At 70.8% G+C, this 18,646-nt stretch carries 18 protein-coding genes and 1 tRNA gene; 2 read left to right on the forward strand and 17 right to left on the reverse strand.

Annotated features, from left to right (window positions below; genetic code table 11):
• Positions 1-37 precede the first annotated feature (37 nt).
• The 4 genes from AC6H2I_RS23685 to AC6H2I_RS23700 form a co-directional block, all read right to left on the reverse strand.
• Positions 38-256 carry a hypothetical protein gene (locus AC6H2I_RS23685; protein WP_497503223.1) on the reverse strand — a complete coding sequence of 73 codons (219 nt, stop codon included), beginning with the start codon at positions 254-256 and terminating at the stop codon, positions 38-40.
• A 103-nt stretch (positions 257-359) separates the two neighbouring features.
• Complete coding sequence (locus AC6H2I_RS23690; RefSeq protein WP_497503224.1) at positions 360-2,033, reverse strand: heparin lyase I family protein; 1,674 nt, start codon at positions 2,031-2,033, stop codon at positions 360-362.
• 188 nt (positions 2,034-2,221) lie between these two features.
• The gene (locus AC6H2I_RS23695; protein ID WP_497503225.1) at positions 2,222-2,380 is read right to left on the reverse strand and encodes a hypothetical protein; all 159 of its coding nucleotides are present in this window, start codon (positions 2,378-2,380) and stop codon (positions 2,222-2,224) included.
• Positions 2,381-2,525: 145 nt separating this feature from the next.
• On the reverse strand, positions 2,526-3,572 hold the full coding sequence (locus AC6H2I_RS23700) for a GlxA family transcriptional regulator (protein ID WP_497503226.1): 1,047 nt from the start codon (positions 3,570-3,572) through the stop codon (positions 2,526-2,528).
• A 249-nt stretch (positions 3,573-3,821) separates the two neighbouring features.
• Here AC6H2I_RS23700 and AC6H2I_RS23705 point away from each other — a divergent pair, with 249 nt between their 5' ends.
• Positions 3,822-4,475, forward strand: a complete 654-nt coding sequence (locus AC6H2I_RS23705) for a GNAT family N-acetyltransferase (protein ID WP_497503227.1) — start codon at positions 3,822-3,824, stop codon at positions 4,473-4,475.
• 310 nt (positions 4,476-4,785) lie between these two features.
• On the opposite strand, the gene AC6H2I_RS23710 is transcribed toward AC6H2I_RS23705, so the two are convergent.
• From AC6H2I_RS23710 to AC6H2I_RS23725, 4 genes are all read right to left on the reverse strand, one after another.
• Positions 4,786-4,861: transfer RNA gene (locus tag AC6H2I_RS23710), tRNA-Lys, on the reverse strand.
• 83 nt (positions 4,862-4,944) lie between these two features.
• Positions 4,945-5,490: a pantetheine-phosphate adenylyltransferase gene (gene coaD, locus AC6H2I_RS23715; protein ID WP_497503228.1), complete on the reverse strand. Its 546-nt coding sequence runs from the start codon at positions 5,488-5,490 to the stop codon at positions 4,945-4,947.
• A 21-nt stretch (positions 5,491-5,511) separates the two neighbouring features.
• A complete protein-coding gene (gyrA, locus tag AC6H2I_RS23720) occupies positions 5,512-8,295 on the reverse strand; it encodes a DNA gyrase subunit A (RefSeq protein WP_497503290.1) in 2,784 nt (927 codons plus the stop codon).
• 192 nt (positions 8,296-8,487) lie between these two features.
• A complete protein-coding gene (locus AC6H2I_RS23725) occupies positions 8,488-9,870 on the reverse strand; it encodes an MATE family efflux transporter (RefSeq protein WP_497503229.1) in 1,383 nt (460 codons plus the stop codon).
• Positions 9,871-10,084: 214 nt separating this feature from the next.
• On the opposite strand from AC6H2I_RS23725, the gene AC6H2I_RS23730 reads away from it, so the two are divergent.
• On the forward strand, positions 10,085-10,237 hold the full coding sequence (locus AC6H2I_RS23730) for an entericidin A/B family lipoprotein (RefSeq protein WP_497503230.1): 153 nt from the start codon (positions 10,085-10,087) through the stop codon (positions 10,235-10,237).
• A 281-nt stretch (positions 10,238-10,518) separates the two neighbouring features.
• Here AC6H2I_RS23730 and AC6H2I_RS23735 read toward each other — a convergent pair whose 3' ends face one another.
• From AC6H2I_RS23735 to AC6H2I_RS23775, 9 genes are all read right to left on the reverse strand, one after another.
• Positions 10,519-12,207 carry a methyl-accepting chemotaxis protein gene (locus AC6H2I_RS23735; RefSeq protein WP_497503231.1) on the reverse strand — a complete coding sequence of 563 codons (1,689 nt, stop codon included), beginning with the start codon at positions 12,205-12,207 and terminating at the stop codon, positions 10,519-10,521.
• Between the two features lie 143 nt (positions 12,208-12,350).
• Complete coding sequence (locus tag AC6H2I_RS23740; RefSeq protein ID WP_497503232.1) at positions 12,351-13,280, reverse strand: class I SAM-dependent methyltransferase; 930 nt, start codon at positions 13,278-13,280, stop codon at positions 12,351-12,353.
• The gene (locus tag AC6H2I_RS23745; RefSeq protein ID WP_497503233.1) at positions 13,277-14,515 is read right to left on the reverse strand and encodes a cupin-like domain-containing protein; all 1,239 of its coding nucleotides are present in this window, start codon (positions 14,513-14,515) and stop codon (positions 13,277-13,279) included. Before AC6H2I_RS23745 ends, AC6H2I_RS23740 begins: the two co-directional genes overlap by 4 nt.
• A complete protein-coding gene (locus AC6H2I_RS23750; RefSeq protein ID WP_497503234.1) occupies positions 14,512-15,291 on the reverse strand; it encodes a hypothetical protein in 780 nt (259 codons plus the stop codon). The genes AC6H2I_RS23745 and AC6H2I_RS23750 overlap by 4 nt, the downstream gene beginning before the upstream one ends.
• Positions 15,279-15,932 (reverse strand): TfuA-like protein, encoded by a 654-nt coding sequence (locus tag AC6H2I_RS23755; protein WP_497503235.1) that lies wholly within the window; start codon positions 15,930-15,932, stop codon positions 15,279-15,281. The genes AC6H2I_RS23750 and AC6H2I_RS23755 overlap by 13 nt, the downstream gene beginning before the upstream one ends.
• On the reverse strand, positions 15,929-17,155 hold the full coding sequence (locus AC6H2I_RS23760; RefSeq protein ID WP_497503236.1) for a YcaO-like family protein: 1,227 nt from the start codon (positions 17,153-17,155) through the stop codon (positions 15,929-15,931). The genes AC6H2I_RS23755 and AC6H2I_RS23760 overlap by 4 nt, the downstream gene beginning before the upstream one ends.
• A 64-nt stretch (positions 17,156-17,219) precedes the next feature.
• A complete protein-coding gene (locus AC6H2I_RS23765) occupies positions 17,220-17,417 on the reverse strand; it encodes a hypothetical protein (RefSeq protein ID WP_497503237.1) in 198 nt (65 codons plus the stop codon).
• 92 nt (positions 17,418-17,509) lie between these two features.
• Positions 17,510-17,998 carry a GNAT family N-acetyltransferase gene (locus AC6H2I_RS23770; protein ID WP_497503238.1) on the reverse strand — a complete coding sequence of 163 codons (489 nt, stop codon included), beginning with the start codon at positions 17,996-17,998 and terminating at the stop codon, positions 17,510-17,512.
• Positions 17,999-18,078: 80 nt separating this feature from the next.
• Positions 18,079-18,567, reverse strand: coding sequence for a single-stranded DNA-binding protein (locus tag AC6H2I_RS23775; RefSeq protein WP_497503239.1), 489 nt, complete (start codon positions 18,565-18,567; stop codon positions 18,079-18,081).
• Positions 18,568-18,646 lie beyond the last annotated feature (79 nt).

Consider the following 18,646-nt stretch of genomic DNA (forward strand, 5'->3'; position numbering starts at 1 on the left):
CCGCGGCCGGGCCGGCCGCTCCGCCCGGCGCCGGGGCTTAGGCCCGCCGCCGCTCGCCGCGGGGCCGGCGTGGCGCGGCGACGGCGCCGCCCGATGCGGCGGCATGGCCGCGCCACGCCCGGGCGCGCACCCGGATCTGGTCGCGGCAGTCCTTGGAGCAGTAGAGGGGGGCCGGACCGCGCAGGCTGGGGCGCTGGAAGGGGCGCCCGCAGCAGGCGCAGTAGAGGGGTCGGTCGATCGGTGCGGTGCGGCTCATGGCCGGTCTCGGTCTCGTCAGGGGCGGTCGGGCGGCACCATAGCGCCGCCGTGTTACACCCCGATGTCCGATCCGCGGTGTTTCGTCCACACCGCCGGCGCGCTCACACCAGACCGTCGGTCCCGTCGTCGTGCAGCACCACGTTGCCGCCAAGGGTGAGGTCACCGGCGGCGACCCCGTCGAGCACGCAGACGGTGGCGAAGCCGCCGGCACCGGCGCCGTCGGCGTCGATCCGCACCTCGGTGGCCGCCCCGGCCTGGACGAAGGCGAGGTACTCGGCCGTCAGCGCCTGTCCGGTGGCCGCCTCGAACGCCGCCCGGGCGGCCGACAGGTCCAGCCGGTCCTCGCCGGCCGCGAAGTCGAGCACGCGGTCGACGCCGGTGCCGACCTGGCCGACGATGAAGCGGTCGGCGCCCAGCCCCCCGGCCATGGTGTCGGCACCGAGGTTGCCGGCCATCAGGTCGTCGCCCTGCCCGCCGAACATCCGGTCGTCGCCCTGCCCGCCGAACAGGGCGTCGTCGCCGAGGTTGCCGTAGAGCGCGTCGTCGCCGAGGTTGCCGAACACCGCGTCGGCGTCCTGCCCACCGAACGCCACGTCGGCGTCCTGGCCGCCGAACAGGGTGTCGGCCCCCTGGTTGCCGAACAGCATGTCCGACCCGTGGTTGCCGTAGAGGGCGTCGTCGCCGAGCCCGGCGGAGAGGGTGTCCTGCCCGGTGCCGCCGCTCATCACGTCGGCGGCGGCGCTGCCGGCCAGGGCGTCGTCGCCGGCGGTCGCCGCGGCGCTGGACGGCTGCGGGGCCGGCGGCACGGCCGCCGCCCCCGAGGTCGCCGAGCCGCCCGCCCCGGACGTCCCGCCGGAGCCGCCACCCGACGCCGTCGTGTCGGCGGTGCCCGACTCGGTGGTGCCGGACGCCACCGCGTCGCTGCCGTCCCCCGATCCGGTGTCCCCCGATCCGGTGTCCCCCGATCCGGTGTCCCCCGATCCGGCGCCCCCCGATCCGGCGTCGCCGGACGCCACGGTGTCGTCCGCCACCACCGTCGCCAGGCTCGCCGTCTCGTCGCCGACGCGAACGTTGTCGACGTAGAGGGTGCGGCTGTCCGGGCCGGTGTCGCTGCCGGAATGCCAGTCGTACTTGTAGAGGCCGACCTTCAGGTAGGGGCCGGCGTCGTCGACGTAGCAGGTGCCACCGTCGAAATCGACGACCTTCTCGCCGTTCTTGTACAGCTCCAGGAAGCCGTCGCCGCTCGGCGACCACTTGATGTGCCAGGCCCAGTCGACCCATGCGCCGATGTCGCCGTCGATCTTGCCGAGGTCGAACTGGGTTATGTACTTGAAGCCGCTGGTGCCATCGGCGGAGGGGTGGGAGCGGATGATCAGGTTGTAGTGCTGCTCACCGTTCACGTACTTGGTCTGCAGCGCCACCGGCGGGTTGCCGGCGTCGGGCTGGGCATGCCATTGCGTGATGATGGTGTCGGACGTGTCGACCTGCGACCAGCTGTCGGGCATGTACGTGCTCAACCCGTACCAGAACTCGCCGCCCATCTTGGCGAACATGCCGCTGGTGAAGTCCGAGGACGGCAGCGCGTTGGGCTGGATCTCGGTGCGGTACGCGTAGCTGTTGGCGCCGTAGTGGTCGAGGGTCAGCTTGACCCCGCGCTCGCCGTCCATCGAGACGATGGAGGACGGGTTGCCGGAATATTTGAAACCCATCGAGGTGATCGACGAGCCGCTGTCGAAGTCGGCCTCGAACAGCAGGCCGGTGCGGTCGGTCGTCATCGGGAAGCCTCCAGGTGGGACGGGGAGGAACCGCGGACGGGCCGTTGGCCGCCGGTGTGGTCTCCGGCGCAGCGGTCCCGCTTGCGGTCACCCGTCCACCGTAGGCTTAGCTCTGGGGCGATGGCCGGACAGATTTGCGGCAAAGTTGGGACATCGCCGCGGGCGCTGGCCCGCGGCGGATCAGCAAATCAATGGGCCGACGAACGATGCGCCAATGCCGCTGCATTGTGGTAGTCTTCGTCGCTGGGCGACTTGGCTTCGCTGCTTTCGATCGCTTTCGCTTCGGAAGACTTCGCGTCGTCATCGCTGATGCTGGTAAGGATATCCTTACGATCTTCGACGTTCATATTTCCTCCACATTCACGTTCGTCTAAAATGCGGCTGTGAGATAGCATAGTTTCTATGGAAAATCCATGTTTTCCGCTTTCCGTGCCGTAGATTGAGACGGAACGTCGGGAGTACCACGGGCCGTCGGACCGGCCGCCGGGCCGTTCACAGCCCGGCCGGGGCCGGGCCGGCCATGCGGAACAGGGGCTGGAAGCGCCGGCGGTAGGCCAAGGGGGGAATGCCGACGGTGCGCCGGAACAGGTGGCGGAAGCTCGCCGGTTCGATGTAGCCGACCTCGGCGGCGATGGCGTCGACCGCCATGTCCGTGGTTTCCAGCAGGTGCTTGGCCTCCTCGACCCGCAGCGACTGGACGTAGGCCAGGGGCGCCACGCCGGTGACGCGGCGGAAGCGCGCGTGGAAGCGGCGCTCGGACAGGCCGCTCATCGCGACCATGGCCGCCACCGGGTTGGCGGCGGCGTAGTGGTCGGCGATCCAGCGCTGGCACTGGGCGACCAGCCGGTCCTCGTGCTGGCGCCCGGCGGGGAAGGCCGTGAAGGGGAGCTGGCCCTCGCCGTGCCACTGCAGAAGGTAGAGCTTGGCGATCCGCACCGCCTCCTCCGGTCCGGCCAGGCGGGCGACGAGGTAGAGCAGCAGGTCGTTCCACGACGAGGTGCCGCCCGCGGTGATGACGCGGTGCTCGCGCCCGGCCGGGACCAGGATGCGCTCGCGGCGCACCGTGACGCCGGGGAAGCGCCGCGCCAGTGCGTCGCAATAGGCCCAGTGGGTTGTCGCCTCGCCGCCGTCGAGCAGGCCGCTGCGGGCCAGCAGCAACGCCCCGGAGCACACCGAGGCGACGATGGCGCCGCCGTCACTGACCCGGCGGAGCCACTCCGCCAGGGCGTCGTAGGACGGCGGCAGCGGCTGGTCGGGCATGACCAGCAGGTCCGGCACCAGCACCACGTCGGGGGCCGGCATGTCGCCGATGGCGGCGTGGGGCTGTATGAGGACGTCGTTGGGCGCGCGCAGCGCCTGCCCATCGACCGACACCACGCGGGTCAGGAAGCGGGGCGGCCGCGGCTCCCGGCCGTGCAGCATCTCCCAGTCGCGGCCCACCGAAGACAGAACGTCGACCAGCATGTAGAGCCCCGACGCCGCGGCGTCGGGGGTGGCGACGATGGCGGTGACGAGGCCTCTGGCAGCGGGATCGGTCATGGCGCACCGGCGTGTCACCGTCCGAAACGGACCGGTTTCGTCCGATCCCAGCCTAACGGAAGCGTCGCGGCCGATCTACGGTGCCACCCGCGACACGACAGGAGGGATCGATCTTGGACAGCCATCACGCGACGCCCCGGCCGACGGAAGCCCGGCGCATCGAGGACGCGGTGCTCGTCGGCAAGACGGTCCTCGGCCTGCCCATCGACGTCCAGCCCCGCTGGGGCTGAGCCACCGGAGACCACCACCATGACCGCGCCACGCACCGACACTGCCACCACGGCCCCCACCACGGCCGCCACCGCCGACCTGCGCATCCGCCCCGCCCGCCCGAGCGACGCCCCGGCGCTGGCCGCCCTCATCGCCATCGCCGGCGAGGGTATCCCCATGCACCTGTGGTCGGCCATGGCCGGGCCCGGCCAGACGCCCCTGGAGGTCGGCGAGGAGCGGGCCCGGCGCGACAGCGGCGGCTTCTCGTACCGCAACGCCGACGTGGTCGAGCGCGACGGGGCCGTCGTCGCCATGCTGCTGGCCTATCCGCTGCCCCGGGCAGCCGGCGAGGCCACCGAGGACGCCGACGCCGGCCTCGACTCCCTGCCGGCCCTGCTGCGCCCGCTGGTGGCCCTGGAGCGGGTGGCGGCGGGCAGCTACTACATCAACGCCCTGGCGGTGTTCCGGGAGCACCGCGATGCCGGCATCGGCAGCCGCCTCCTCGCCCTGGCCGGGGACAAGGCGCGCGCCGCCGGCTGCCGTCGGGTGTCGGTGCAGGTGTTCAACCAGAACCGCGGGGCCGAGCGCCTCTACCGGCGCCACGGCTACGCGGATGTGGCCGAACGGGCGATCGTGGCGCACCCCTGCTACGCCTACGACGACCGCGTGCTGCTGCTGATGCGGGACGCCTGACACGCCGCTCCCCGGCGCGCCCACCCGACCGGCGATGCGGCCGGTCCGGTCGAACGCCGCGCGGCGTTGCCTTGGGTGGAACGGCGCATTAGAGTCCGGGGTGTCGACGCACGCCGGCCGCCCGCCCGCCGATCCGAAGGCGCCGGGCCGGTATCCCCGTCCAAGCGGCTAACTTGGCCAGGAGACCCGGCGGCGTCGATGCCCCGCTGACCGCTGATGTCAGAGCGCGACACACTCCGACACCCCCAAACGGGTCTGACACCCCCAAACGGGAAAGCCCCCGGAACGCCAAGCGTTCCAGGGGCTTGAATGGTGAGCGCGCTGGGGCTCGAACCCAGGACCTACTGATTAAAAGTCAGTTGCTCTACCGGCTGAGCTACGCGCTCCCAACAGCGTGGGCGGGCGGCACCATAGGTCGGTGCAGCGCCGCGGTCAACCGTTCCGCACCGGCCGCGGAACCGCGTCAGCCCTATTCCTTGAGCGTCTGCATGCGCTTGGCCTCGTCGCCGTTGCCGGCCTCGATGGCGAACCGCTCGCGCAGATGCGCGGCCACCCGAGGGCTCACGAAATGGCCGATGTCGCCGCCCAGCCGGCCGATCTCCTTGACGAAGCGCGACGAGATGAACTGGTGCTTCTCCGACGCCATCAGGAACATGGTCTCCACCTTCGGGTTCAGGCGGGCGTTCATGCCGGCCATCTGGAACTCGTACTCGAAGTCGGAGACGGCGCGCAGGCCGCGGATGATGACGCAGGCGTCCATCTCCACGGCGAAGTGCATCAGCAGCGTGTCGAAGGCGCGCACCTCGATGCTGGCGCCGCCGTTCAGCGCCGCCACATCCTCGCGCACCATCGACACCCGTTCGTCGGTGGAATAGAGCGGCCCCTTCCCGGCGTTCCGGGCGACGCCGACGATGAGGTGGTCGACCAGCCGCGATGCCCGCTGGATGATGTCCAGATGACCGTTCGTGATGGGGTCGAAGGTGCCGGGGTAGACCCCGATGCGGCGCTTGTCCATGGTGGATCCTTCCGCCTGGTCTCAGTCCTGGGGGGCATCCGGGGCGTTGTCCTCGGCGGTCCCGGTCCCATCGCCGGGCGTCTTGTCGTTGGCGCCGCCGGCATCCGGGGCACCGGCTTCCGGGACACCGGCCTCCGCGATGCCGGTCTCCGCGATGCCGGTCTCCGCGTCATCGGCCTCGTCCTCGATCAGGGCGATGGACACCACCCGCTCCTCGCGGTCGACCCGGAACAGGGTGACGCCCAGGGTCTTGCGTCCGGCCAGACGGACGTCGTGGATCGGCATGCGGATGACCTGGCCACCGTTGCTGACCATCATGATCTGCTGCGCCTCGGTCACCGGGAAGGAGGCGACGATGGCGCCGTTGCGCTCGCCCATCTCCATGTTCCAGATGCCCTGGCCGCCGCGCCCGGCGGTGCGGTACTCGTAGGACGAGGTGCGCTTGCCGAAGCCGCGGTCCGACACCGTCAGCACGAACTGCTCCAGCCGCTCCAGCTCGTCGTAGCGCTCGGGCGCCAGGGTCTCGGTCCCGGTCGCCTCGCCCTCGCCCTCGCCCTCGGGCGCCGACTCGCCGACGATGTCCAGCCCCTTCTCCCGGCGCATCCGCAGGTAGCCGGCGCGCTCCTCCGGCGTCGCCTCGACGTGGCGCAGCATGGACATGGAAATGACCTCGTCGCCCTTGCCCAGGCGGATGCCCCGCACCCCGGTGGAGGTGCGGCCGGAGAACACGCGCACGTCGGGCACCGGGAAGCGGATGCACTTGCCGGCCCGTGTCGCCAGCAGCACGTCGTCGTCGGCCTCGGAGCAGGTGCGCACGGCGATCAGCCGCTCGCCCTCCTCCTCCAGCTTCATGGCGATCAGGCCGTTGGAGCGGATGTTGGCGAAGTCCGACAGGCGGTTGCGTCGCACGTTGCCCTGCGAGGTGGCGAACATCACGTGCAGGTCGCCCCAGGTGGCCTCGTCCTCGGGCAGCGCCAGGACGGTGGAGATGGTCTCCCCGTCCTCGAGCGGCAGCAGGTTGACGAAGGCCTTGCCCCGGCTCTGCGGGGTGCCCAGCGGCAGGCGGTAGACCTTGAGGCGGTACACCATGCCGCGGGACGAGAACACCAGAAGGGGCGTGTGGGTGGAGGCGACGAACAGGTCGGAGACCGCGTCCTCCGCCTTCATGCTCATGCCGGAGCGGCCCTTGCCGCCGCGCCGCTGGGCGCGGTAGGTGGACAGCGGCGTGCGCTTGACGTAGCCGGACTGGCTGACGGTCACGACCATGTCCTCGCGCTGGATCAGGTCCTCGATGTCGGACTCGAACTCCACGTCGAGGATCTCGGTGCGGCGCGGCGTGCCGAACCGCTCCTTCATCTCCACCAGCTCGTCGCGCAGGATGCCCAGCAGCTTGGCGCGGTCGGCCAGGGTCTCCAGGTAGTCGGCGATCTGGTCGGTGACGTCCTTCAGCTCGTTGCCGATGCGGTCGCGCTCCAGCCCGGTGAGGCGGTGCAGGCGCAGGTCGAGGATGGCGCGCGCCTGCTCCTCGGACAGGCGATAGGTCCCGGCCGCGCTGACGTCGCGCCCGGGCTCGTCGATCAGGCGGATCAGCGGCGCCACGTCCTCGGCCGGCCACTCGCGCGTCACCATCTCCTCGCGCGCCTGGGCGGGGTCGGGGGCGCGGCGGATCAGGGCGATCATCTCGTCCAGGTTGGCCACCGCGACGGCCAGGCCGACCAGGGTGTGGGCGCGCTCGCGCGCCTTGCCCAGCAGGAACTCGGTGCGCCGGGTGATGACCCGCTCGCGGAACTCCACGAAGGCGGCGATGATCGCCTTCAGCCCCATCATCTCCGGCCGGCCGCCGTTCAGCGCCAGCATGTTGACGCCGAACGAGGTCTGCAGCTGGGTGTGGCGGTAGAGCTGGTTCAGCACCACGTCGGGCACGGCGTCGCGCTTCAGCTCGATCACCACCCGCACGCCGTCGCGGTCGGACTCGTCGCGCAGGTCGGAGATGCCCTCCACCACCTTGTCGTTCACGACCTCGCCGATGCGCTCCATCAGCTTGGCCTTGTTGACCTGGTAGGGCACCTCGGAGACGATGATCGCCAGGCGGTCCTTGCGCACCTCCTCGATCTCGCTGCGCGCGCGCATGATCACGGAGCCGCGGCCGGTGTGGTAGGCCGAGCGGATGCCGGCCCGGCCGAGGATCAGCGCCCCGGTCGGGAAGTCGGGGCCGGGCACCAGCTCGATCAGCTCGTCGTCGGTGACGGCGTTGTTGTCGATGTAGGCGCAGCAGGCGTCGATCACCTCGCCCAGGTTGTGGGTCGGGATGTTCGTCGCCATGCCCACGGCGATGCCGCCGGCGCCGTTGACCAGCAGGTTGGGGAAGCGCGCCGGGACCACCAGCGGCTCGCGGCTGGACTCGTCGTAGTTCGGGCCGAAGTCGACGGTGTCCTTGTCGATGTCGTCGAGCAGGGCCTCGGCGGCCTTGGCCAGCCGCGCCTCGGTGTAGCGCATGGCCGCCGGCGGGTCGCCGTCCATCGAGCCGAAATTGCCCTGGCCGTCGACCAGCGGCAGGCGCATCGAGAAGTCCTGGGCCATGCGGACCATGGCGTCGTAGATCGCGCTGTCGCCGTGGGGGTGGTACTTACCCATGACGTCGCCGACGATGCGCGCCGACTTCTTGTAGGGCTTGGTCGAATCGTAACCGCCCTCCTTCATCGCGTAGAGGATGCGGCGGTGCACCGGCTTGAGGCCGTCGCGCACGTCCGGAAGCGCCCGGCTCACGATCACGCTCATGGCGTAATCGAGGTACGAACGCCGCATCTCGTCTTCGATGGTGACCGGCGCGATGTCGGAGGCGGGAGGGGGCGGTGTCGTGCTCAAGCAACCAAACTCGTCTGAAGGGGACAGAACGGCCGTCGATCCGGGGCTGCCCCCGGGCCGCGCCACCTACCCAAGATTAGGGATTTTATCACTCTTCGCATGTGCACACAACGCCGTCCGCCATGGCACGCCTCAGCGTCGACACAACAGCGCGAAGCGCAACGAAAGGACGCCCACGGATACCACACTCGCGATGAGAATGCCCTCTAAAAGTCCGCGCACCCCGTGCCCCAGGCCGAAGGCGAGGAGCGCGGAAACGGGGATCATCACCACGGCGTAGGACACGAAATGGAGCATGGTGGGCACCCACGCGTCGTTGCGCCCGCGCAGGGCGTTGCCCATCACCGTCTGCCCGCCGTCGGCAACGAGGATCCAGGCGATGAAGGCCACCAGCGGGGAGACGACGGCCAGCAGGTCCGGATCGGCGGTGTAGACCGACGCCATGACGGCCGGGGCGATGCGGTAGACAATTCCCACCCCGGCGAGGAACAGGCTGGTCACCGCCAGCCCGACCCAACCCGCCAGCGCCATGCCACGGCGGTCACCCCGCCCGTAGGCGACGCCGACCCGCACGGCGGTGGCCGCGGCGAAGCCGACCGCCGCCATGAACGGCAGCGCCACCAGGTTGAGGGCGATGGTGAAGGCGCCCAACGCCAGCGGCGAGATCATCCCGGCGAAGAAGCCCATCGAGGTGAAGGCCAGGCTCTCCACCGACAGGCTGAGGCCGGCGGCGTAGCCCAGGGTGCGCTGGCGCCGGCCGTCCCGCCACCAGCCGGCCAGCCCGCCGCGCACCCCCCAGCGGGCACGGTCGGGCATCCACCAGACATAGGCGGCCAGCCCCAGCCCCATGGCCCAGCGCGTCGCCGCGGTGGCCCACGCGGCGCCCTCCGCGCCCAGCGCGGGCAACCCGCCGGCCCCCCACACCAGGGCGTAGGCGAGCGCCCCGTTGGCGAGGTTGCCGGCCAGCATCGCGACCATCACCGGCAGCGGGCGCTGCAACCCTTCCAGGAAGAAGCCGGTGACGACGAACAGCAGCATGCCCGGGGTGCCCAGGCCGAGGATCGCGGTGACCGCGGCGCCGCCGGCGGCGACCGCCGGCGTCTGGCCGGCGGCGCGGTAGACCGGCTCCACCAGGAAGGCCAGCGCCGCCATGCCCAGCCCCAGCAGCAGGGCGTAGGGCACGGCGCGGCGCCACACCGCCCCCGCCGTGCCGGCCCGGCCGGCGCCCAGCGCGTGGGCGGTCATGGCGATGGTGCCCAGCAACAGGCCGACCCCGGACTGGATCATCAGGTTGGCCGGCAGCAGGGCCAGGCCGAAATGGGCGAGTTCGTCGGCGCTGAAGCGTCCGACGACGGCGGTGTCGACGGCCATCATGACGACCAGCCCGAGGCGCGAGACGATGACCGGGCCGGCCAGGCGGACCGTGTCGACCACGTGCGCGCGCACCCCCGCCGCGGCGGCACCGGCCGGGGCGGTCGCGGGATCGGCGGGCAGGGTCCGGGTTTCGGCGGACATCGGATGGGCACCTCGGCTGCGACGCGGCCATCTTGGCGGCGCCCGCCCGGGCGTCAAGCGCCCAGCGTCCGCGCCGGGCGCATTGCACACCCGTCCGCCCCGGCCGCCTGCCCCCAATGGGTACCCCGCCGTCGCGTCGCGCCCCCGTGGAACCGCGGCGCTCTGGCCAGCGTTGACCAGGCACTTTCCCCCATCATCGAAGGAGTCAGCGGCCATGTCTCGCAGCGTTTGGGAAATGATCCGTCCGGCCGTCCTGATCGGCGCCCTTCTGTCGGTCACCGCCGTGCTCGGCGCCTGCAACACCATGGAAGGATTCGGTGAGGACATGCAGGCCGGCGGTGAGGCCATCGAAGACGAAGCCAACTGAGCGGCCTCCCTTGAGCGCACCGACGATGGGTGGCCCCGGCGAAATTCCCCCCCCGCCGGGGCCGACCACTCCGGAGCCTGGGACGACGCCGCCCCCGGCGCCGGAGCCGCGCATTCCGCCCAACCCCGGGGTGCCGCCCGAGGTGCCGCCGCCGGCCACCGACCCGATGCCGGGTGAGCCGACGCCGACGCGGTCCTGACCGCGCCGCACCTCCGCCAGCCCCCCGTGAACCCGCCGATCCCGCCGAACCCCGCACACCCGACCCGGTGTGCGGGGCACTCTCACGAGGCCCGGACGCGGCCGAGGAAGGTGGCGAGTTCGCTGCGCAGGCGCTCCGATTCCCGCGACAGCTGGTCGGCCGCCGAGAGCACGTGATTGGCCGCCGCGCCGGTCTGCCTGGCGTCCTTGTTCACGCTGTCGATGACCCCGTTCACCTGCCCGGCGTTTTCGGCCACCTGCTGCACGCTGCGGCCGATCTCGGCGGTGGCGGCGCTCTGCTCCTCGACCGCCGCGGCGATCGACGTGGCGATCTCGTTCACCTGCCCGATGGTCCGGGAGATGCCGCGGATGGCGTCCACCGCGCCGCCGGTCTGGCCCTGGATCTCGGCGATCTGGGCGGCGATGTCCTCGGTCGCCTTGGCGGTCTGGGTGGCCAGCGTCTTGACCTCGCTGGCGACGACGGCGAAGCCCTTGCCGGCCTCGCCGGCGCGCGCCGCCTCGATCGTGGCGTTCAGCGCCAGCAGGTTGGTCTGGCTGGCGATGTTGTTGATCAGGTCGACGACGGCGCCGATGCGCGCGGTGGCCCCGGCCAGGGATTCGACGATGCCGTTGGTGCGCTCGGCCTCGCCCACGGCCTCCTGGGAGATCCGCGAGGCCTGGGACACCTGGCGGCTGATCTCGCTGATCGAGGTGTTCATCTCCTCCGCCGCCGCGGCGACGGTCTGCAGGTCCGACGAGGCCCGTTCCGTGGAGGACACCACCGACATGGTCCGGCGCGCCGTCTCCTCGGCGGTCGTCGACATGCTGCGGGCGTTGGTCTGCAGCTCGGTGGCGGCCGACGAGACGGCGTGGACGACACCGCCGACGCTGGCCTCGAACTGGTCGGCGAGGCGCGCGGTGGCGTCCCGCCGCTCCTGCGCCGCCCGCTGCTCCATCTCCTTGGCCTCGCGCTCCAGGGCGCGGGTGCGCAGCATGTTGTCCCGGAACACCTGGACCGCGCCGGCCATGCGCCCGATCTCGTCGCCGCGCGACGCCTCGGGAATGTCGGCGTCGAGGTCGCCTTCGACGACCCGGTACATCCGCCGTTCCAGGGTGCCGAGCGGCCGGGTGATGCTGAGCCCGACCAGCGTCGCCAGCGCGGTTCCCAGCACCGCCGTGGCGAGCACCGCCAGCCCCAGCGTCCATCCGATGTCCCGGAACGTGGCGTCGATGTCGTCGATGTAGACTCCGGTGCCGATCAACACGCCCAGGCCGGTGTGGAAGGCGGCGTAGCTCATCTTCGGCGAGGGCACGTCGCTGCCGACGCGGGGATAGTCGTAGTGGATCACCACCTCGCCCGTCGCCTTCGCCCCGTCCAGCATTTCCCGGACCAGCGCCCGTCCCCCGGTCTGCACGTCGATGCGCGGCGTGCCGATCATCGCCGCCTTGGCGTGGGCGACGGTCACCCCGTCGCGGTCGTAGGCGAAGATGTAGTCGTTCTCGCCGTAGACGAAGCCCTGGGCGGTCCGGCCGAACCGCTCCAACGCCTCGGCGCGGGTGATGGTGCCGGCGGCGACCTCCTTCTCCAGCTGCGTCGCGATGCCGCCCATGCCCTGGACGATCGACCGAAGGGCGGTTACGCGGTCGTCGACCATCTGCTGATGGAGCAGCCGGGCCGACACGGCGCCAAGCGCCGCAACCGCCGCCACCAGCACGGCGACCATGATGATGAATCGCCACCGCAGCTTCGCGTTGGCCAGGGAAAACGCCATCGGACCCTCCTCATGCGCGCGCCGCCGCGTGCCGGGGGTGCCACGGATCCGGACAGCCGCAAAAATCGGGCGATCATGATGAGTCCGGCCGCGGCCGCGATAGCCGGCACGCGGATGACATACTCCAGTATGATTTCCCGTGGTCAGGGAGGGCCGACGGGTCCCGTCCCGATCGCCGCGTCCCGGACGTCGACCGCGCCGTCGATCCACCCTTGCGCGGGGGTGCCGGCGCGCCGTTCCATCGCCGGTGTCGACGCCGGCGGGGGCACCTCGTCACGCGCCCGCCCGTTGCCGTCCCGGACGAGCACCGCGACCGTCAGATGACGAGTCACCGCATCGCGTCGGCGGAGCAGATGGTCGCACTCGGCGAACATCGAGGCGAGGAACGCCCCGCCGAGCGCCACCTCGATCTCCTGGCGGCGTTCGAGTATCCGGCGGTAGACGGCGGTCTGCAGCGCGAGCCCGGGATCGGTCTGGTGGATCGTCGACACCGCGAAGCCCGCCCCGGCGAGCGACAGGAGCAGCGGATCGGTGGCGACGAGCGCGTCGAATCCCGTGGCGGCCATCCAGTTGGTGAAGACGAACGTGCCGCGTGGCGCCAGCACCCGGGCGATTTCCTTGGCGCATCGCGTGTAGGACGCGGCGTGCTGGATGGCATCGACCGCGACGACGCACGTGAACGCCCGGTCGGGGAACGGCAGGGCTTCCATATCGCCGCATACGAAGCGGCAGTCCGCCGTTCCGTGGCGCCGGCTGGCGGCGGTCACGGCGATGGCCGAGCGGTCCAGACCCGCCCAAGGCGCGTCGGAGCTGCGCGTCAGAAATCCGGTCAGGCCGCCCAATCCGCACCCGACCTCAAGGCCGCGCACGGCTCGTCCGCCCATTGCCGCCGCCAGACGGATGTGGTCCAGTTCCGACGCCTTGAGGAACGACAGTTGCCGGAGCGGCGGGGGCGCCAGTCCGGCCAACGCATCCCGCAGCAGCCGGTCGAAGCAGTCCGTGCGGTCGAGACGGCGGTAGACGTTGTCGTAGAACGCTCCTGTGTCGCCCGACGCGCGTGGGGCGGTGGTCATTCCGACGACTCGTTCGCGGCCACGAGGTCGACGCACCCCAGGGAATAGAGCCACGCCACGAGCGCAGGAAGAGTCGACGGCGCCGGTGGCCCGCGGCCCGAAAGATCATCGGGGCGGAAGACCTCGCGGGTGCTGACGGCCTCCACGAGCCGGCGCACGGCGTCATCCTCCGCCACGGCCCGGACACCACCGCCGGCGATCACCAGGCTCGGTTCGCCCGACACGACATACACCGGCGAATCCGCGCATCCCCGCAGTCGTTCGCTCATCAGACCCGACGGCGGGTCGCGAAACGGACCGCTGCCGAGGACGGCGCCGCAGGACGACGCCACGAGCCTCTGCAGGCGAAGCATGTGCCGCGCGCGCGCGATGAGATGCTCGGCGTCGGCATCGTCGGCCACCTCTCCGAGGTCCGCCGACAGCACGCCGCCCGGAGCCGGAGGGGTGCCGCGGCCCCCCTGCCGGTCGTCCCGCCCGCAGGCGGTCACCGCCCGAAGGACACGCTCCTCAACCGTCGTCGTGTTGAACAGCCCGACCGAGAGCGTCATCGTGAGATCGGGCTCGGGCAGGCTGTTGTAGTGCCACCACCGGGCCGGGATGAAGAGGATCTCGCCCGGCCCGAGCGCCGCCACCTGTGCCGCGGGGCGGAAAGGCTCGACGTCGACGTGCCCGTAGCAGATGCCGTTGAGGGCTGGCGACGCGATCAGCGGGGAATCCTGGAAGAACGACGGCGGCCAGAGCAGCATGCGCTTGCGCCCCACCGCCGGGATCAAGAACGTGTCACAGAAGTCGTTGTGAAGGCCGATCCACGTCGCCCGGTACCGTCCGCCGATGAACACCCCATTGATCCCGGAGGTCGGAACACCGCGGTCGCGGATGTAGGGATGGATGAACGCCCGAAGCCGGCGGGCGAGAGCCGGCGAGTGCTTCAAGCAATAGTCCCGCGTGAAGGTGATGGTGTCGGTGCCGTTTGCGGCGGCCAGCCGGTCGACGAACGCCCCGTAATCAGCCGGATCGTCCGGCGGCGGCAACAGCACGGCATCCTGGCGCAGTTCACCACCGATGTTCACCGACAGGTCGCCCGCTCGGAAGATCGGGCCGGCCAGCGCGATGCCGTCCTCCGGGCGAAAGACGGGCTCCGGGAGCAGGGTCGCATCGAGGACGGCCGGTTCCGTTCCCCCCACCGAGCGGTGTTCGAAATCCTCCCAGAAGCGCGCCAGCGGGTCCCCGGTCATTGCCCCTCCTGCCGCGGTTTCCCGACGGCCGCCGTCCTGGCGTAGGCGTCGAGGCGGTCCAGCACGCACCCCCCCATCGTGCTGATGCCCGTCGCGCCGCGAAGCATGTCCAAACAGCCGGTGAGGTAGGAGGAGAGGTAGGCCGCCCGCGCCGGATGGCGCCCGCTGCGGGTGTGGAAGCCGTGGGTCGCTGCCGCAAAATGGGCGGCCAGAAGAACGCCCCGCACGGATTTTCCAGGGGTTCCCGAAGGAAGCGTGTAGGTCTCGGTCGCCTCGGCCGTTTGAAGATCCGCCGCCTCGGCGAGGAAATTCAGCCAGAGATGGGCGTGCTCATGAACCACGACCTCCGCAAGGAGGTCGGCATCACCCAGCGCCGCGCGCCCGATGAAAATCACCTGGGGCGTGAGGGCGCTGGTGACGCTGATGCGATCGTCGACCAGCTTCCGATGGCGAACCGGAATGTCGAGTAGCCCCCGCCAGTCCGGCCTCACGTCCAGAACCTCATCATAGGCCCGGGACAGGCGGGCGCGGTCGTCCTCGTCGAGAGGCACGGACTCCGGCACGTCCGCGCGCGAGCGGGCGAACCGGTCGAACAGGCACCGTGCGTTGTCCGGATCGAGGTAGTCGACGAGGGCGGGGTGCGCCGCCGGATCGAACCGCCGGCGGACGGCCGCCACGATCGACAGGAGAACGCCCGGGATGAACCGGTCGTCGACGAAGGCGACGCCGCCCATCTCGGCAAAGATCCCCCTGATTCCCCCCGCTACAGCGTCCATGGCCGCTCCGCCAGCAACACACGGAGATCCGCGTTCTTCACGCGATGGTCGTGAAGCGACCTCATGGCGATGGGAACCTCGTCGGCGGGCAGGCCGCCGACCTCCCGCAGCAGCGTCGCGAGCCAGATGGCGTCACGGTGTCCGAACCACACCCCCTGCAGTCTGGCGACAACGGCCGCGGCCTGCGGGTGGCCGAGACGGCCCCGGCGGCACAGGGCGTCGAGAAAGAGCCGGACATGGATCAGCGGTTCCGTGACGGACGTGTAGGGAGGCTCGCCGAGGTGCAGCAGGGCGACCTCGTCGTCCGTGAAATCGGGATCGGCGACGAACCGGGAGAACACGGTACCGAACCCGCGCATCCCGAAACGCTGCATCTCAGCCGCGCGGATCGCCCCCATGGACGAGACGCCCCAAACCTCCCAGCCAGCGTCGATGGCCCGCCGGAGTTCGGCATGCCCCACCGAGGGGCAGTGATGGAAGACCCCATCCGCCACGATGAGGGTGCCGGGCCGGGGCCGGGCGGTCACCGCGCGCTCCACGTCACCGCGTCGCACCGGCGGGAGCAGATCGATCCCCGTCAGGAGCGCCGGATCGATGCCGGCCAGGCTGGGGCCGGCGAAGAGGATGGGCGAGGATGTCATTTCCAGGTGTTCACTTGGGCCTTCAGGCGCGGTCCGGCGCGCTTGAGTGACGGTTCGAAGGATTCAAGCCGCGGCACGATCACGCGTACGACCTTCAAGGTCTCGTCCGGCGTGAGGACCACACGGAGCACCTGTGGAAAGCCGCGACCGGCCAGATGGGTCAGCAGCCATTGCAGCGTCCCCGCCACGCCCCCTCCGTGAACGCGCAAGGCATCGCTGCAGTCCGGTGTCTCGTGGTAGGCGACTCTCCGGCTCGCGGAGGTGACCCGAGCCCGCATGGACGCGGTGGCATGGCGTTCCGCGGCCTCCCCCTGGGCGGCGAAGAAGCGGGCGCGCTCGACGAGGTCGTCGCGGCCGCCATGAATGTAGCTGAGACGGCTCTGTGCCGCCTCCGTCAGGGCCCGCACCGCGGCGATGTCGCGGACCGGGTGGCACCCGGTGCCGTGGGAGATGGCGATGGGCGCTTCGTCGTCCGGTTCCAGGATGAAGGCCTGGAAGTAGGGCAGGCCATGGACGTTGGGTGTCCAGCGCAGGGCGCATTCGACACCGGCCGCGGCCGTCGCGTCCATCAAGCGGCGCACCACGTGGTCGTCGGGCGGGTCAACGAACAGCGAACGGTCATGGATGAAGTTGAAGGCCTGGACGTCGCGCTCGAGGACCTCGCAGATCCCGTGGACCGTGGCCTCGTCGGTCGTGTTTCCCGAGCACAGGCCGTTGGTGCTGGTGCCGAACACCCGCTGGCCGGGATTCTCGTTGAATGGAAAGAACACCAGTTCCGCCGGGACCGCCACCCGCCCACCGGTGGCTGCGTCCTCCGCCTCCACACAGGTGATGGGCCCGTCCGGTTCGACGGGAACGCCCAGCAGCGGGCAGAGGTCGACGAACGCGTGGGGGAATGCGCTCTGGCCGGCGATGGCGCGTGGCGTCCAGTCCCACACAGCCACCTGGCGGCGGCGGAACTCCGCGGCCGCGAATTCGATCGCCTCCATGTACGCGCCAACCCGCGCTTCGTCGACGGTGACACCCTTTCCCGCATTCACGCACAGCGAATTCGGTTCCGCGCCGGGGCGAATGCTCGCGAACACCGGGATGCCGATCCGGTCCAGACGCGTGGTGTCGGTGATCCTGACAATCCCGTACGCCTCCGCCAGGACCTTGGCGCGGGTGAGGGTCACGTCGAGCGGCATCGCGCGCAGACTGGAACTCAGCCACTGCATGTCCATCGGACGACCCGAGCACACCACCATCCCGCCCCCCGTCAGGGTGCCGGACCGGATCAAACCGCCGCTACTTGCCCTTTCCGGGAGGTTTCGGCATCAGCTCGACCGTGACGCTGGCGTTGTTGGACTCGTGGATGACGAAGCCGGCCCGCATGAGCCCCTCTTCGTTCAGCACCTTCAGGAAGCGCTCCGTCTCCTCCTCGTTGAGCGACAGGGAGAATCCGGTCACACGATGAAGCGACTCCTCGTCTTTTTTGCTCGCCATGGCGGTCATCTCCGGGATTTATGACATTGCTCGAGACCGGATGAGTGTTACCCACCACCATCACGATGTCAAATGGTGCGTCAAACAATTTTTCAGCACCTGGTGGGTGCCGCGGGCGCCAATTCGTATAGGTCGAGCTTTTCATCGCGAAGGTCGGTGGAGACACGGCGCCAGCCCATCCGCTCATAGAAGCGGACGGCCGGGAGGTTGCGCTTCGACACTTTGAGGGTCGCCCTGCTCGGACCGCTGCCGTTGAGCATGTCGAGGAACCGGGCGTGCAAAAGCGCGCCGAGACCGGTTCGCCGCAGGTCCGGAACGACGTAGATGTGCTGCAGGTAGGCGGCATCGGCATCCGCCATCAGTTCGCCAACGATGCGCGCGCCGTACCAGGCATGGAGCATGGTGCCCCGGTACGCGCGCAGCCACGCCCGATAGCCCTCGCCGTCGCGGCCGAAGGTCCCGTCCCACGCCGCGGGACCCAGGAAACTGCAGTCGAAGCTATCCCGCAGGAACGTGATGCAGACGTCGGCGTGGCGGATCAGGTCGACCTCCCGGATCCGCACCTCGTCCAACCGAATCATCCCGGCACCTCCGCCACCGGGCGCGTCGCCCCGGCCACCGGAAGCCCCGACTGGCCGCCCCGACCAGCCGGGGCCCCGTGTCAGAACGGGATTTCGTCGTCCAGGTCGTTGTGGGCCGGCGCGCGGCCGCCGCCGCCCTGGCCGCCACCCTGGCCGCCGCCACCGCCGCCGCCGCCATAGCCGCCCTGGCCACCGCCACCCCCGCCGTAGCCGCCCTGGCCGCCGCCACCGCCGCCGTAGCCGCCCCCGCCGCCCTCTTCGCGGGCGCCGCCGGTGAAGTCGATCTCGGCCACGCGCACCGACAGGCCGGCGCCGCGGGTGCCGTCACGCTTCTCGTACTCGCGGATCGTGACCTCGCCGGACACCACCACGGCCTTGCCCTTGGTGAGGTGGGGCGCCAGCGCCTCGGCGCGGCGGCCCCAGATGGAGCAGTCGACCCACTGCGTCGTCTTGCGTTCGCCGAAGCCCACGTCGTTGGCGACGCGGAACCCGAGCACCTTCTCGCCGCTCTGGACGCTGCGCAGTTCCGCGTCCGCGCCGAGCCGCCCGGTAAAGGTCCACACGTTCATGGCACTGTCTCTCCTCCTGCGGGTGACCAGGGCGTTCCCGGTGCCGTCCCTCCGTCGCGCAACGAAGCACGCCGGGCCC

This window comes from Azospirillum sp. NS33 (genome assembly GCF_059703765.1).

What these genes read in the sequence shown, in the direction of transcription:
- AC6H2I_RS23685 (WP_497503223.1), bottom strand. Translation starts at nt 256, where the DNA reads ATGAGCCGCACCGCACCGATCGACCGACCCCTCTACTGCGCCTGCTGC.
- AC6H2I_RS23690 (WP_497503224.1), bottom strand. Translation starts at nt 2,033, where the DNA reads ATGACGACCGACCGCACCGGCCTGCTGTTCGAGGCCGACTTCGACAGC.
- AC6H2I_RS23695 (WP_497503225.1), bottom strand. Translation starts at nt 2,380, where the DNA reads ATGAACGTCGAAGATCGTAAGGATATCCTTACCAGCATCAGCGATGAC.
- AC6H2I_RS23700 (WP_497503226.1), bottom strand. Translation starts at nt 3,572, where the DNA reads ATGACCGATCCCGCTGCCAGAGGCCTCGTCACCGCCATCGTCGCCACC.
- AC6H2I_RS23705 (WP_497503227.1), top strand. Translation starts at nt 3,822, where the DNA reads ATGACCGCGCCACGCACCGACACTGCCACCACGGCCCCCACCACGGCC.
- coaD (WP_497503228.1), bottom strand. Translation starts at nt 5,490, where the DNA reads ATGGACAAGCGCCGCATCGGGGTCTACCCCGGCACCTTCGACCCCATC.
- gyrA (WP_497503290.1), bottom strand. Translation starts at nt 8,295, where the DNA reads ATGCGGCGTTCGTACCTCGATTACGCCATGAGCGTGATCGTGAGCCGG.
- AC6H2I_RS23725 (WP_497503229.1), bottom strand. Translation starts at nt 9,870, where the DNA reads ATGTCCGCCGAAACCCGGACCCTGCCCGCCGATCCCGCGACCGCCCCG.
- AC6H2I_RS23730 (WP_497503230.1), top strand. Translation starts at nt 10,085, where the DNA reads ATGTCTCGCAGCGTTTGGGAAATGATCCGTCCGGCCGTCCTGATCGGC.
- AC6H2I_RS23735 (WP_497503231.1), bottom strand. Translation starts at nt 12,207, where the DNA reads ATGGCGTTTTCCCTGGCCAACGCGAAGCTGCGGTGGCGATTCATCATC.
- AC6H2I_RS23740 (WP_497503232.1), bottom strand. Translation starts at nt 13,280, where the DNA reads ATGACCACCGCCCCACGCGCGTCGGGCGACACAGGAGCGTTCTACGAC.
- AC6H2I_RS23745 (WP_497503233.1), bottom strand. Translation starts at nt 14,515, where the DNA reads ATGACCGGGGACCCGCTGGCGCGCTTCTGGGAGGATTTCGAACACCGC.
- AC6H2I_RS23750 (WP_497503234.1), bottom strand. Translation starts at nt 15,291, where the DNA reads ATGGACGCTGTAGCGGGGGGAATCAGGGGGATCTTTGCCGAGATGGGC.
- AC6H2I_RS23755 (WP_497503235.1), bottom strand. Translation starts at nt 15,932, where the DNA reads ATGACATCCTCGCCCATCCTCTTCGCCGGCCCCAGCCTGGCCGGCATC.
- AC6H2I_RS23760 (WP_497503236.1), bottom strand. Translation starts at nt 17,155, where the DNA reads ATGGACATGCAGTGGCTGAGTTCCAGTCTGCGCGCGATGCCGCTCGAC.
- AC6H2I_RS23765 (WP_497503237.1), bottom strand. Translation starts at nt 17,417, where the DNA reads ATGGCGAGCAAAAAAGACGAGGAGTCGCTTCATCGTGTGACCGGATTC.
- AC6H2I_RS23770 (WP_497503238.1), bottom strand. Translation starts at nt 17,998, where the DNA reads ATGATTCGGTTGGACGAGGTGCGGATCCGGGAGGTCGACCTGATCCGC.
- AC6H2I_RS23775 (WP_497503239.1), bottom strand. Translation starts at nt 18,567, where the DNA reads ATGAACGTGTGGACCTTTACCGGGCGGCTCGGCGCGGACGCGGAACTG.